Source organism: Luteimonas sp. 8-5 (assembly GCF_029763755.1).
In the GTDB taxonomy this organism is placed as follows: Bacteria; Pseudomonadota; Gammaproteobacteria; order Xanthomonadales; family Xanthomonadaceae; genus Cognatiluteimonas.
On sequence record NZ_JARUVM010000024.1, the window covers coordinates 42114 to 55090 of the forward strand.

General features: G+C 68.1%; 12 protein-coding genes and 2 tRNA genes. 11 read left to right on the plus strand and 3 right to left on the minus strand.

Going from position 1 to position 12977, the window contains the following annotated elements:
* The first annotated feature begins 79 nt into the window (after positions 1 to 79).
* Together tadA and orn are read left to right on the plus strand one after the other, a co-directional pair.
* Positions 80 to 556 (plus strand): tRNA adenosine(34) deaminase TadA, encoded by a 477-nt coding sequence (tadA, locus tag QAA18_RS04270; RefSeq protein ID WP_279411264.1) that lies wholly within the window; start codon positions 80 to 82, stop codon positions 554 to 556.
* 4 nt (positions 557 to 560) lie between these two features.
* Entirely contained in the window at positions 561 to 1115 is a 555-nt protein-coding gene (gene orn, locus QAA18_RS04275; RefSeq protein WP_279411267.1) for an oligoribonuclease, read from the plus strand.
* A gap of 156 nt (positions 1116 to 1271) precedes the next feature.
* Here the strand turns inward: orn and ppsA are convergent, their stop codons facing one another.
* Positions 1272 to 3677 carry a phosphoenolpyruvate synthase gene (ppsA, locus tag QAA18_RS04280; protein WP_279411268.1) on the minus strand — a complete coding sequence of 802 codons (2406 nt, stop codon included), beginning with the start codon at positions 3675 to 3677 and terminating at the stop codon, positions 1272 to 1274.
* Positions 3678 to 3738: 61 nt separating this feature from the next.
* Between ppsA and QAA18_RS04285 the strand changes: the two genes are divergently transcribed.
* Positions 3739 to 4560, plus strand: coding sequence for a kinase/pyrophosphorylase (locus tag QAA18_RS04285; protein ID WP_279411269.1), 822 nt, complete (start codon positions 3739 to 3741; stop codon positions 4558 to 4560).
* An 81-nt stretch (positions 4561 to 4641) separates the two neighbouring features.
* On the plus strand, positions 4642 to 5133 hold the full coding sequence (locus QAA18_RS04290) for a DUF1249 domain-containing protein (RefSeq protein WP_279411271.1): 492 nt from the start codon (positions 4642 to 4644) through the stop codon (positions 5131 to 5133).
* A gap of 41 nt (positions 5134 to 5174) precedes the next feature.
* Here the strand turns inward: QAA18_RS04290 and QAA18_RS04295 are convergent.
* Positions 5175 to 5250 (minus strand) — tRNA-Glu (locus QAA18_RS04295).
* 38 nt (positions 5251 to 5288) lie between these two features.
* Positions 5289 to 5364 (minus strand) — tRNA-Ala (locus QAA18_RS04300).
* A 105-nt stretch (positions 5365 to 5469) separates the two neighbouring features.
* Between QAA18_RS04300 and QAA18_RS04305 the strand changes: the two genes are divergently transcribed.
* From QAA18_RS04305 to QAA18_RS04335, 7 genes are all read left to right on the plus strand, one after another.
* The gene (locus QAA18_RS04305; protein WP_279411272.1) at positions 5470 to 7122 is read left to right on the plus strand and encodes an MFS transporter; all 1653 of its coding nucleotides are present in this window, start codon (positions 5470 to 5472) and stop codon (positions 7120 to 7122) included.
* Positions 7123 to 7151: 29 nt separating this feature from the next.
* Positions 7152 to 7535, plus strand: coding sequence for a CopL family metal-binding regulatory protein (locus tag QAA18_RS04310; protein WP_279411274.1), 384 nt, complete (start codon positions 7152 to 7154; stop codon positions 7533 to 7535).
* A 107-nt stretch (positions 7536 to 7642) separates the two neighbouring features.
* Positions 7643 to 9406, plus strand: coding sequence for a copper resistance system multicopper oxidase (locus tag QAA18_RS04315; protein ID WP_279411277.1), 1764 nt, complete (start codon positions 7643 to 7645; stop codon positions 9404 to 9406).
* Positions 9403 to 10227, plus strand: a complete 825-nt coding sequence (locus tag QAA18_RS04320; RefSeq protein WP_279411279.1) for a copper resistance protein B — start codon at positions 9403 to 9405, stop codon at positions 10225 to 10227. The genes QAA18_RS04315 and QAA18_RS04320 overlap by 4 nt, the downstream gene beginning before the upstream one ends.
* A gap of 27 nt (positions 10228 to 10254) precedes the next feature.
* Entirely contained in the window at positions 10255 to 10728 is a 474-nt protein-coding gene (locus QAA18_RS04325; RefSeq protein ID WP_279411282.1) for a DUF411 domain-containing protein, read from the plus strand.
* Positions 10729 to 10775: 47 nt separating this feature from the next.
* Entirely contained in the window at positions 10776 to 11177 is a 402-nt protein-coding gene (locus QAA18_RS04330) for a MerR family transcriptional regulator (protein WP_279411284.1), read from the plus strand.
* 28 nt (positions 11178 to 11205) lie between these two features.
* Positions 11206 to 12977 (plus strand): heavy metal translocating P-type ATPase (locus QAA18_RS04335; RefSeq protein ID WP_343226739.1); only part of this gene is annotated, 1772 nt, incomplete at its 3' end.

Below are 12977 nucleotides of genomic sequence, written 5' to 3' on the forward strand. Positions count from 1 at the left end.
CACGGATAAGGCAGATGCAAAAACTCAAGGGTTTTATCCGTGTGCATCCGTGTTCATCCGTGGCAGAGATGCTTCCGCAATGAACGTCGCAGACGAAGCGTGGATGCAGCGGGCGCTGGGGCTGGCGGAGCGGGCCGAGCGGGAGGACGACGAGATCCCGGTGGGTGCGGTTGTCGTCGACCCTGGTGGCGAGGTCCTCGGCGAGGGCTGGAACCGCAACATCACCGAGCACGATCCGACCGCGCATGCCGAGATCGTCGCCATGCGCCAGGCAGGCAGGGCGCTGGGCAACCACCGCCTGGTCGGCTGCACCCTCTTCGTGACCCTGGAACCCTGCGCCATGTGCGCCATGGCCATGGTCCATGCCCGCCTTGCAAGGGTGGTCTACGCCGCCGCCGACCCCAAGACCGGGGCTGCGGGCAGCGTGTTCGACCTGCTGGGCGATCCGCGCCACAACCACCGCGTGGAGGTGGTCGGCGGGGTTATGGCGGCGGAGGCGGGGACGCGGCTGAGCAACTATTTCAGGCGCAAGCGGGGCAAGCCGCCGGTATCATGAGGGCATGAATGGAAGCGAAGGCCGCCTGATCTGGATCGACCTGGAAATGACCGGGCTCGACACCAACCGCGATTCGATCCTCGAGATCGCCACCATCGTCACCGACTCCCAGCTCAACGTGCTGGCCGAGGGACCGGAGCTGGCGATCGCGCATCCGCTGGCCACCCTCGAGGCCATGGACGACTGGAACCGCCGCCAGCACGGCAAATCCGGCCTGTGGCGCAGGGTGCTGGAAGAGGGCGTGGGCATGGCCGAGGCCGAGGCGCGCACGCTGGCCTTCGTGCAGAAGTGGGTGCCGGCGAACTGCTCGCCGATGTGCGGCAATTCGATCTGCCAGGACCGGCGTTTCCTGCACCGGCAGATGCCGGCGCTGGAGCGCCATTTCCACTACCGCAACCTGGACGTGAGCACGCTCAAGGAACTGGCCCGCCGCTGGGCCCCGCAGGTCCTGGCCGCCGTGCACAAGGAAGCCGCGCACACCGCCCTGAGCGACGTCCGCGACTCCATCGACGAACTCCGCCACTACCGCGCCCACATGGGCGAACTCGCGGGTCTCTGAAGGTTCTTTTTGACGCGGATCAACGCGGATCGGGAAAGCGATCAACGCGGATACAGCAGTAGTGGGTTCATGCGGAGCGCTGCATCCACGAGAAACCACTCCCGCTGTATCCGCGTAAATCCGCCTTTCAAATCCGCGTTGATCCGCGTCCTGCGTTTAGCCGCCGGCCTTGGCCTTGGCGAGGGCGAGCCAGGTGTCGACGACGGTGTCGGGGTTGAGGGAGACGGACTCGATGCCCTGTTCCATCAGCCACAGGGCAAGGTCAGGGTGGTCGCTGGGGCCCTGGCCGCAGATGCCGACGTACTTGCCCATGCGCCGCGCGGTCGAGATCGCCATCGACAGCATCTTCTTCACCGCCGGGTCGCGCTCGTCGAACAGGCCGGCGACGATCGCCGAATCGCGGTCCAGGCCCAGGGTGAGCTGGGTCATGTCGTTGGAACCGATGGAGAATCCGTCGAAGATCTCCAGGAACTCCTCGGCCAGCAGGGCGTTGGAGGGGATCTCGCACATCATGATGATCTTGAGGCCGCCGTCGCCCTGCACGAGGCCGTTCTCGCGCAGCACCTCGATGACCTTGCGGCCCTCGTCGAGCGTGCGCACGAACGGGATCATCACCCACAGGTTGTCCAGGCCCATCTCCTCGCGCACGCGCTTGACCGCCTGGCACTCCAGCGCGAAGGCGTCCTTGAACGACGGATCGACGTAGCGGCTGGCGCCGCGGAAGCCGATCATCGGGTTTTCCTCGTGCGGTTCGTAGCGGCTGCCGCCGACCAGGTTGGCGTATTCGTTGGACTTGAAGTCCGACAGGCGCACGATCACCGGCTTGGGCGCCACCGACGCGGTGATCGTGGCGATGCCCTCGGCCAGGCGGTCGACGTAGAACTCGACCGGGCCGGCGTAGCCGGCGATGCGTGCGTCGATCTTCTGCTTCGTGGCCGCGTCCTGGCGGTCGTACTCGAGCAGCGCCTTGGGATGCACGCCGATGTGGCTGGCGATGATCATTTCCAGGCGGGCCAGGCCGATGCCGGCGTTGGGCAGCATGCCGAAGTCGAAGGCACGGTCCGGGTTGGCCACGTTCATCATGATCTTCAGCGGCGCCGGCGGCATGTTGCCGAGGTCCGTGGTGGTGCGCTCGAAGGGCAGGGTGCCGGCATAGATGTAGCCGGTGTCGCCCTCGGCGCAGCTCACCGTCACTTCCTTGCCGTCGGCGATGCGGTCCAGCGCGTCGCCGGTGCCGACGACTGCAGGAACGCCCAGTTCGCGGGCGATGATCGCGGCATGGCAGGTGCGCCCGCCGCGGTTGGTGACGATGGCCGAGGCGCGCTTCATCACCGGTTCCCAGTCCGGGTCGGTCATGTCGGCGACGAGCACGTCGCCGGGCTGCACGCGGTTCATGTCGTCCAGCGAACGCACCACGCGGGCGACGCCGCTGCCGATCTTCTGGCCGATGGCGCGGCCTTCGGCCACGACCTCGCCGCGCTGCGAGAGGTTGTAGCGCTCGATCTGGGTGGCGTGGCCGCGCGACTTCACCGTCTCCGGGCGCGCCTGCAGGATGTACAGCTTGCCGCTGTTGCCGTCCTTGCCCCATTCGATGTCCATGGGCCGGCCGTAGTGCTGCTCGATCACCAGCGCCTGCTTGGCCAGTTCCTGCACGTCGGCATCGGAAATGGAGAACTGCGAACGCAGGTCCGCCGGGGTTTCCTCGGTGCGCACGCGCTCGCCGGGCTGGTCCGAATAGACCATGCGCAGCTGCTTGGCGCCCAGCGAGCGGCGCAGGATGGCCTTGCGCCCGTCGCGCAGGGTGGGCTTGTAGACGTAGAACTCGTCGGGGTTGACCGCGCCCTGGACGACCATTTCGCCCAGGCCGTAGCTGGCGGTGATGAACACTACGTCGCGGAAGCCCGACTCGGTGTCCAGGGTGAACAGCACGCCGGACGCGCCGACGTCGGAACGCACCATCAGCTGGATGCCCGCCGACAGGAACACGTCCTCGTGCTTGAAGCCGTGGTGCACGCGGTAGGCGATGGCGCGGTCGTTGTACAGGCTCGCGAAGACTTCCTTGACCTTGCGCACGACGTCGTCGGCGCCGGTGACGTTGAGGAAGGTTTCCTGCTGGCCGGCGAACGAGGCGTCGGGCAGGTCCTCGGCGGTGGCCGAGGAGCGCACCGCGACCGCAACGTCATTCCCACCTGAAGCCGGCCCGCCGCTCTCGGCGCACAGCTTCGCGTAGGCGTCGCGGATGTCGCGTTCCAGCGCCGGCTGCAGCGGGGCATCGATGACCCAGCCGCGGATCTCGGCACCGGCGGCGGTGAGGGCAGGGACGTCCTCGACGTCCAGGCTGGCCAGGCGGTCGTAGATGCGCTGGTGCAGCGTGTTGTGCGCCACGAAGTCCTTGAAGGCATCGGCCGTGGTGGCGAAACCGCCCGGGACCGAAACGCCGAGGCCCGAGAGTTCGCCGATCATCTCGCCTAGCGAGGAGTTCTTGCCGCCCACCTGGGCCAGGTCGGAAAGGCGCAGGTCCTGCAGCCACAGGATGTTGTTGCTGGGGGCTTGGTCGCTCAAGGCGGGGAACTCCGGGGGGTTTGGGCTATTTTAGCAACCCCGTCCCGTCTTCGGAGCCTGCATGCCCGACCTGCGCCCGGTCTTCTACGTATCCGACGGTACCGGCATCACCGCCGAGACCATCGGCCACAGCCTGCTGACCCAGTTCGCGGACGTGCGTTTCGTCACCGACCGGATTCCCTTCGTCGATACCGCCGAAAAGGCCCGGGCGGCCGCGGACGAAATCCGCCAGGCCGGCATCGACCATGGTTTCCGCCCTGTGGTGGTCAATTCCTGCGTGGATCCGGCGCTCAACGCCATCCTGGCCGAGAGCGGGGCACTGATGCTCGACGTGTTCGCGCCCTTCATCGAACCGCTGGAGCGCGAGCTCAACATGCAGCGCCAGTCGCAGGTGGGCCGGGCCCACGGCATGGTCGACTTCGACGCCTACCACCGCCGCATCAACGCCATGAACTACGCGCTGGCGCACGACGACGGGGTGAGCATGGACTACAGCGAGGCCGACCTGATCCTGGTCGGCGTGTCGCGCGCGGGCAAGACGCCGACCTGCGTGTACCTGGCCCTGCACCACGGCGTGCGCGCGGCCAACTATCCGCTGACGGAGGACGACCTGGACGGCGACCGCCTGCCGGCGAAGCTGCGCCCGCACCGGCACAAGCTGTTCGGGCTGACCATCGACCCGGTGCGGTTGCAGCAGATCCGCCAGGAGCGTCGTCCGAACTCGCGCTATGCCCAGCTCGACACGTGCAAGCGCGAAGTCGCCGCAGCCGAGGAAATGCTGCGCAACGAAGGCATCCAGATGCTGAGCACGACCCACGCTTCGATCGAGGAGATCTCGAGCCGCGTGCTGGAAGTGCTGGGGCTCAACCGCGAGATGTTCTAGCGGCCGGAATCCCAAACGTAGGCCGGTTGCCCGGTTTCGTCAATGCTGCCCGGATCGGGTTGCGTTGTGTAGCATCGGGCCATGTCGCAGGTACTTTCCCAGGCTGCACGGATTCCGCGGATCGGCCGTTTCGGCTGGCTGATGGGACTGTATGCGGAGAACCACGCGCTGCTGGTGCGCCTGTTCGAGCCGGGCGACCTGCCGGTGGGCCGTTACCGCTCCAGTATCGGCGACGGCCTGGACCTGCGCCTGGACGTGATCGAGCAGCACGCCTACACCACGGAACTGCGCCTGACCTACGCGTTGCGCGATCCGGTCACCGGCGAACCCGATCCTTCGGCCTGGCTGCGTGTCTACCACGATGCGCGCCAGGTCGAGGCCACGCACTGCTACGTCGGCAGGCGCTGGCAGGACGTGCTGGGCATGTACCCGCCGGCCGCGCGCGTGGTCGACCACCGCCTGCGCATGAACACCTTCCTGGGCAAGTGGCTGCACTACCTGGCCGAGGGCGGTCATGGCGTGGCGACCCTGCAAAAGACAACGGGCCCGACCTTGGTCGAGCCCGCTGCCTGATCACGTTGCATGCCTGAACTGCGTGTTGCAGTGACGCGAATTGGCGTCCCCACGGGGATTCGAACCCCGGTGTCCACCGTGAAAGGGTGGTGTCCTAGGCCTCTAGACGATGGGGACGAGAAACCTCTTTCCGTACTGTATTCCGGTGAAGGAATTGGTGGAGCCAGGCGGGATCGAACCGCCGACCTCCTGCATGCCATGCAGGCGCTCTCCCAGCTGAGCTATGGCCCCACGCGCCGGAAAGCGGGCAAGTTTAGCGGTGCCTTTGCGGCAGTGCAAGAGGACCGACGCGCCACCTGCACGCAGCGCATCCCCGGGCAGGGTTAAGCTGCAGACATGAGCGAAACCCAGGGAGCGTTCGCGCCGTTCCGGCACCGCATTTTCCGCTCGGTGTGGATCGCCACCCTGGCTTCGAGCTTCGGCGGGATGATCCAGGGCGTCGCCGCCGCCTGGCTGATGGTGGCGCTGGCCGCCTCGGCGCAGATGGTGACGCTGGTGCAGGCATCCATCGCGCTGCCGATCGTGATCCTGTCGCTGGTGGCCGGCGCCCTGGCCGACGCGTTCGACCGGCGCCTGCTGATGCTCGCCGCGCAGGTGCTCATGCTGGTGGTGTCCACGGTGCTGGCGGTGTTCGCCTGGCTCGACCTGGTCACGCCCTGGCTTTTGCTTCTGTTCACTTTTCTCATCGGCTGCGGCGCGGCCATCAACGCGCCGGCCTGGCAGGCGTCGGTGGGGGCCATGGTCCCACGCCGCGACGTGCCTTCGGCCGTGGCCATGAACTCCATGGGGTTCAACCTGGCGCGCAGCCTCGGCCCGGCCATCGGCGGCGTGATCGTCGCGGTGGCCAGCGCCGCGACCGCGTTCGCGATCAACGCCATCAGCTACATCGGCCTGGTCGTGGTGCTGGCGCGGTGGCGGCCGGAACCGGAACCGCGGCTGTTGCCGCGCGAACCGCTGGGGCGCGCGATCGCCGGCGGCGTCCGCTATGTGTGGATGAGCCCGAACATCAGCTACACGCTGGTGCGCGGCTTCGTCACCGGCGCCGGGGCGAGCGCGGTTTCCGCATTGATGCCGCTGATCGCGCGCGACAACATCGGTGGCGGGCCGGCGGTCTACGGCCTGTTGCTCGGCGCGTTCGGCGTCGGTGCGGTCGGCGGCGCGTTCTGGTCGCACCGGCTGCGCATCGCCTTCAACAACGAGTTCATCGTCCGTTGCGCGCTGCTCGGTTCGGCGCTGGGCATTGCCGTCACCGCGTTCAGCACCTGGATGGCGCTGACCATGCTCGCGATGGTGCTGTGCGGCGCGGGCTGGGTGCTGGTGGTGTCCATCCTCAACGCCACCGTGCAGATGTCGGCGCCGCGTTGGGTGGTGGCACGCGCGTTGTCGCTGTACCAGATGGCGACCTTCGCCGGCATGGCCGGCGGCGCCTGGTTGTGGGGCTACGTTACCGAGGGCAGCACCCTGGCCGCGGCGTTGCTGGCCGCCGCGGCGGTGCAGGTGGGTTGCGCCGTGCTCGGCCGCTGGTTCCCGCTGCCCGAGACCGAGGAAATGGACCTCGACCTGGCCGAGTTCCGCGAGCCCGACCTGGCGGTGCCGGTCACCGGGCGGACCGGGCCGGTGATCGTGTCGATCGAATACAGGATCGCCGAGGTCGACGCGGCGGCGTTCCTCTCGGCCATGACCGACCGGCGCCGGGTGCGGCGCCGCAACGGCGCGCGTGGCTGGTCGCTGATGCGCGACCTGGGCGACCCCGAGCTCTGGGTCGAGCGCTACCGCAACCCGACCTGGACCGAATACCTGCGCCACAACCAGCGTTTCACCCGCGATGACGCCGCCATCGGCCAGCGTATCCGCGCGCTGCACCAGGGCCCGGAGGGGCCGCGGGTGCGGCGGCTGATCGAACGCCAGCCCGGCTTCGCGCCGCATGCGGCCGCGCCGGATTCGGGGGAATGGGTGGCGCCGGTGATCGATCAGTCGCGGCTGTCCTGACTGGCGGACGTTTGGGGTAAAGTGCCGCCATGTACCAGCGCGACCTGGTGTTCCGCCTGTTGCTGGCCGTGGCGATCGTCCTGAACGGGATGGGCGCCGCGGTCGCGGGCGCATCGCACGATCACGCACCGCCATGCCATGGCGACCATGCCATGACGGAGCAGGCCATGGCGGAGCAGGCCATGGCGGAGCACGTCATGGACGACATGCCGCAACCGGACCATCGTCAGCCCCCGGCGCAGGATTGCTGCGAAGCAGGGCAGTGCGCTTGTGCATGCATGCAGCCGGTCCAGGCGCCGCCTCCGGCCGGGATCGCCGCCTCCGCGCCCCCAGGGGTGCCGGTTGCCAGCCCGCCTGCGTCGGGCCGCTGCGGTCCGGCCCTTCCGCATCCCATCCGACCTCCCATCGGCTAAGCGGTCCTTCGGCGCATGGGCGCCGATCCGCACGCGCGCCCTTCGTGGCGCCGCCTTCTGCCGTGCGCGTCTTGGCGCACCGGCGCGAGATCCGGGAGCTTCACTCGATGTCATCCGATCATTCCATCCGTCGCGACGGCCTCGCCACGCCGTCGAGACGCCGTTTCGTCCAGGGCCTGGCCGCCGGCGGGGCGATCGCCGGCCTCGGCCTCTGGCCGCGCACGGGCTGGGCATTGCGTTCGCCCGGCCAGTCGACGGTGCTGTCCGGCACCGAGTTCGACCTCGCCATCGGCGAAACGCCGGTGAACATCACCGGCCGCCTCCGTCCCGCGGTGACGGTCAACGGTTCGTTGCCCGCGCCGCTGCTGCGCTGGCGCGAGGGCACCACCGTCAACCTGCGGGTGAGCAACCGGTTGCCGTCGGGCTCCATCCATGGGCAACAGACTTCGATCCACTGGCACGGCATCCTGCTGCCCGCCAACATGGACGGAGTGCCCGGGCTGAGCTTCGACGGCATCGGCCGCGGGGAAACCTACCACTACCGTTTCGCCGTCAACCAGGCCGGTACGTACTGGTATCACAGCCATTCCGGGTTCCAGGAGCAGGCCGGGCTCTACGGGCCACTGATCATCGATCCTGCCGGGCCCGAGCCGTTCGCATTCGACCGCGATTACGTGGTGATGCTGAGCGACTGGACCGACCTGGACCCGGCCGCGCTGTTCGCGCGGCTGAAGAAGATGCCCGGGCACGACAACTACTACAGGCGCACCGTCGGCGACTTCATCCGCGACGTTTCCGACGACGGCCTGCGTGCGACCCTGGCCGACCGCGGCATGTGGGGGCGGATGCGGATGACGCCGACCGACCTGTCCGACGTCAATGGCAATACCTATACCTACCTGATGAACGGAACCACGACGCCGGGGAACTGGACGTGCCTGTTCCGCAGCGGCGAGAAGGTGCGGTTGCGCTTCATCAACGGCTCGTCGATGACCCACTTCGACGTGCGCATCCCCGGCCTGAAGATGACCGTGGTCGCCGCCGACGGACAGAACGTGCACCCGGTGACGGTGGACGAGTTCAGGATCGCCACGGCGGAGACGTTCGACGTAATCGTCGAGCCGGCCAGCCAGGACGCATTCACCATTTTCGCCCAGGACATGGGGCGGACCGGCTTCGTCGCCGGCACGCTGGCGGTACGCGAGGGGCTGCGTGCACCGGTGCCGGCCGTGGATCCCCGCCCGATCCTCACGATGGCGGACATGGGCCATGGCGGCATGGACCACGCTGGCATGGATCACGGCAGCATGGACCACTCCGGCCACGACATGGGCAGCGCGGCCAGCATGCAGCAGCATCCCGCCAGCGAGACCGGCAATCCGCTGATGGACATGCAGACGATGACGCCCGCGCCGAAACTGGAAGATCCGGGAATCGGGTTGCGCGACAACGGCCGCAAGGTGCTGAGCTACGCAATGCTGCGCAGCCTGTTCGAGGACCCCGACGGCCGCGACCCTGACCGCGACATCGAATTGCACCTGACCGGGCACATGGAGAAGTTCGCCTGGGGTTTCAACGGCCGGAAATTCTCGGAGGCCGAACCGTTGCGCTTCAACTACGGCGAACGGCTGCGGATCGTGCTGGTCAACGACACGATGATGACCCATCCGATCCACCTGCACGGAATGTGGAGCGACCTGGAGGACGAGGGCGGCAATTTCCACCTGCGCAAGCACACCATCGACATGCCACCGGGCACCAGGCGCAGCTATCGCGTTCGCGCCGACGCACTGGGCAGCTGGGCGTACCACTGCCATCTGCTCTACCACATGGAGGCCGGAATGATGCGGCAGGTGAGGGTGGACGAATGAACATGATCGGACCCGCCGCCGCGCTCGGCCTGGCACTGACAGTGTCGCCCGCAATGGCGCAGCACCATGGGCACCACCAGCAGCACACACCCGCAGCAGGACAGTCGCCGGGGCATGCGCCGGTCCCGCCCGTTACCGATGCCGATCGCGCCGCGGCCATCGCCCCTTACGACGGCCATCTCGTCCACGACAACGGCATCTTTTCTTACTGGCTCGTCGACCGGCTGGAAGGGTGGTCGGCGGATCCCGGTACCGGCATCGGCTGGGAAGTACAGGGCTGGGCAGGCACCGACCTCGACCGCCTGTGGGTACGCAGCGAGGGCGAACGCATCGATGGCCACCTGCATGGCGCCGACCTGGAGTTGCTGTACGGACGCAGCGTCGCGCCGTGGTGGGACGTGGTGGTGGGCGTGCGCCACGAAGCCATTCCGGGGATGCCCCGGGATTTCGCGGCCATCGGCGTGATGGGGCTCGCGCCCTACAAGTTCGAGGTCTCCGCGACCGCCTACATCGGCACCGGCGGGCAGACTGGCGCGCAGCTGGAAGTGGAATACGAAACCCTGGTCACCAACCGGTTGATCCTGCAGCCGCGGATCGAGGCGACCATCCATGGCAAGGACGATGGGCGACGCGGCATCGGCTCGGGCCTGGGAACCGTGGAAGCCGGCTTGCGGCTGCGCTACGAGATCGACCGACGGTTCGCGCCCTACGTCGGCGTGGTCCATGAGCGCGCGTTCGGCGGAACCGCCGACCTGCGTCGCGCCGGCGGCGAAAGCATCGACGACACCCGCGTTGTCGCCGGCGTGCGTTTCTGGTTCTGATACGACCGACGACCGAGGAGAATCGCAATGAAAAGCATGTCGCTGGCATTGATTGCCATGGCTGCCCTGCTGCTGCAGGGCTGTACGGAATCCATCGCCGCACAGACGCAGGCCGGCACCGAGCCGCTGCCGCACGTCCTGGTGCACAAGAACGAGTACTGCGGCTGCTGCAACGGCTGGGTCGAACACATGCGCAAGGCCGGTTTCCATGTCGAGGTCCGCAATGTCGACAACATGGATCCGGTGAAGACCCGCGTCGGGGTGCCGGCGGGGAAGGGGTCCTGCCACACGGCCGAGGTCGGTGGTTATTTCATCGAGGGCCACGTGCCGGCGGTCGACATCAAGCGCCTGCTCTCCGAACGACCCGACGCCAAGGGGTTGGTCCTGCCGGGGATGCCGCTGGGTTCGCCGGGCATGGAAACGCCAGACGGCCGCAGCGTTCCATATACCGTCGAACTGGTCGGTCCCGGGGGCGAAACGACGCCTTACGCCAGCCATTGAGGTCCGGGCTTGACCCTTGACCATGGTCCAGGGTGCAGACTGGCGCCATGAAGATTGGAGAGCTGGCCCGCATGGCGGGCGTCCCCATCGATACGGTGCGCTACTACGAGCGGCAGGGCCTGTTGCCCGAGCCGTCACGCACCGCATCGGGCTACCGCCGGTACGGACACGACGACGTGGGCCGGCTGCGCTTCGTGCGCCGCGCCAAGGCGCTGGGCTTCACCCTGGAGGAGATACGCGACCTGCTTGGATTGTCCGCGCGGCGCGAAGGCGACATGGCCGGCATGAAGGCCGCGGCGATCCAGAAGCTGGCCGACATCGACGACAGGCTCGCAGAGTTGCAGCGCATCCGGGCCGGACTCAATGCGCTGGTCGCATCGTGCCCGGGCCACGGCGCGCTCGAGCACTGCCCGATCCTGGACGCGCTGGCGGACGAACGACATGACTGACCACCATCACATCGATCCGGTCTGCGGCATGACCGTGGACCCGGCGAAGACACCGCACCACGCCACCCACGACGGTGTCGAATACCACTTCTGCAATCCGCGCTGCCGCGAGAAGTTCGTCGCCGACCCTGGCCGCTACCTGTCGCCCCGCGAACCGGAGCCGCCCGCACCGGCAGGCACCATCTACACCTGTCCGATGCATCCGGAAATCCGCCAGGAAGGTCCGGGTACCTGCCCGATCTGCGGCATGGCGCTCGAGCCGGAGATGCCATCGCTCGACGACGACGAGAATCCGGAGCTGGTCGACTTCCGCCGCCGCTTCTGGTGGACGCTGCCGCTGACGGCAGTGGTGTTCGTGCTGGGCATGTTCGGCCAGCATTTTTCCTGGCTCGATGCCGGGACCCGCACCTGGCTGGAGTTCGTGCTGGCCACGCCGGTAGTGCTGTGGGCGGCCTGGCCGTTCTTCGAACGCTGTGTGCAGTCGGTACGCAACCGCAGCCCGAACATGTGGACGTTGATCGGCATCGGCGTCGGCGCGGCCTACCTGTACAGCGTCGTCGCCACGCTCGTGCCCGGCCTGTTCCCGGAGTCGTTCCGCGAACACGGACGGGTGGGCGTGTATTTCGAGGCCGCGGCCGTGATCGTGTCGCTGACCCTGCTCGGGCAATTGCTGGAGCTGCGCGCGCGCTCGAAGACCTCCGCCGCGATCAGGGCGCTGCTCGGGCTGGCGCCGAAGACCGCGCGACGCATCGGCCGCGACGGCAGCGAACAGGACGTTCCCCTGGAACACGTGCACGTCGGCGACCGTTTGCGCGTGCGCCCCGGCGAGAAGGTGCCGGTCGACGGCGTGGTGGAGGAGGGCAGCTCCAGCATCGACGAGTCCATGCTCACCGGCGAACCCATGCCCGTGCGCAAGGCCGTCGGCGACAAGGCGATCGGCGCGACCATCAACGGCACCGGCAGCCTGGTGATCCGGGCGGAGAAGGTCGGTTCGGCGACCGTGCTGGCGCAGATCGTGCAGATGGTGGCGCAGGCGCAGCGTTCGCGCGCACCGATGCAGCGCATGGCCGACAAGGTCGCGTACTGGTTCGTCCTGGCCGTGCTTGCGGTCGCGATCGCCACGTTGCTGGCCTGGGGCCTGTTCGGCCCGGAACTGTCATGGACTTACGCGGTGCTCAACGCGGTGTCCGTGCTGATCATTGCCTGTCCGTGCGCCCTGGGCCTGGCCACGCCGATGTCGATCATGGTCGCCAGCGGTCGTGCGGCACGCGCCGGCGTGCTGTTCCGCGACGCCGAGGCGATCGAGCACCTGCGCGGCGTCGACGCGCTGGTCGTCGACAAGACCGGTACGCTGACCGAGGGCCGGGCGGCGTTCCGTGACGTGCAGGCCGCACCGGGCATCGACCCGGCGCGGGTGCTGCAACTGGCCGCGAGCCTGGACCAGGGCAGCGAGCACCCGCTGGCCGAGGCCATAGTCGCCGAAGCCCGCCAACGCGGCCTGGCGCTGGATCCGGTGGAGGATTTCGACTCGGTGACCGGGCAGGGTGTGCGCGGCACCGTCGCTAACCGTTCGCTGCTGCTGGGCAACGCTGGCCTGATGACCGACGCCGGGATCGACGTGGCGGCTCTGGACGCGCGGGCGGAGGTTTGGCGGGAGGCCGGAGCCAGCGTGATGTTCCTGGCCGCCGATGGCCGTGCCCTGGGCATCCTGGCCGTGGCCGATCCGGTCAAGGCCGGCACGCCCGCGGCGCTGGCGGCATTGCGCGCCGACGGCGTCCGCATCGTCATGGCCACCGGCGA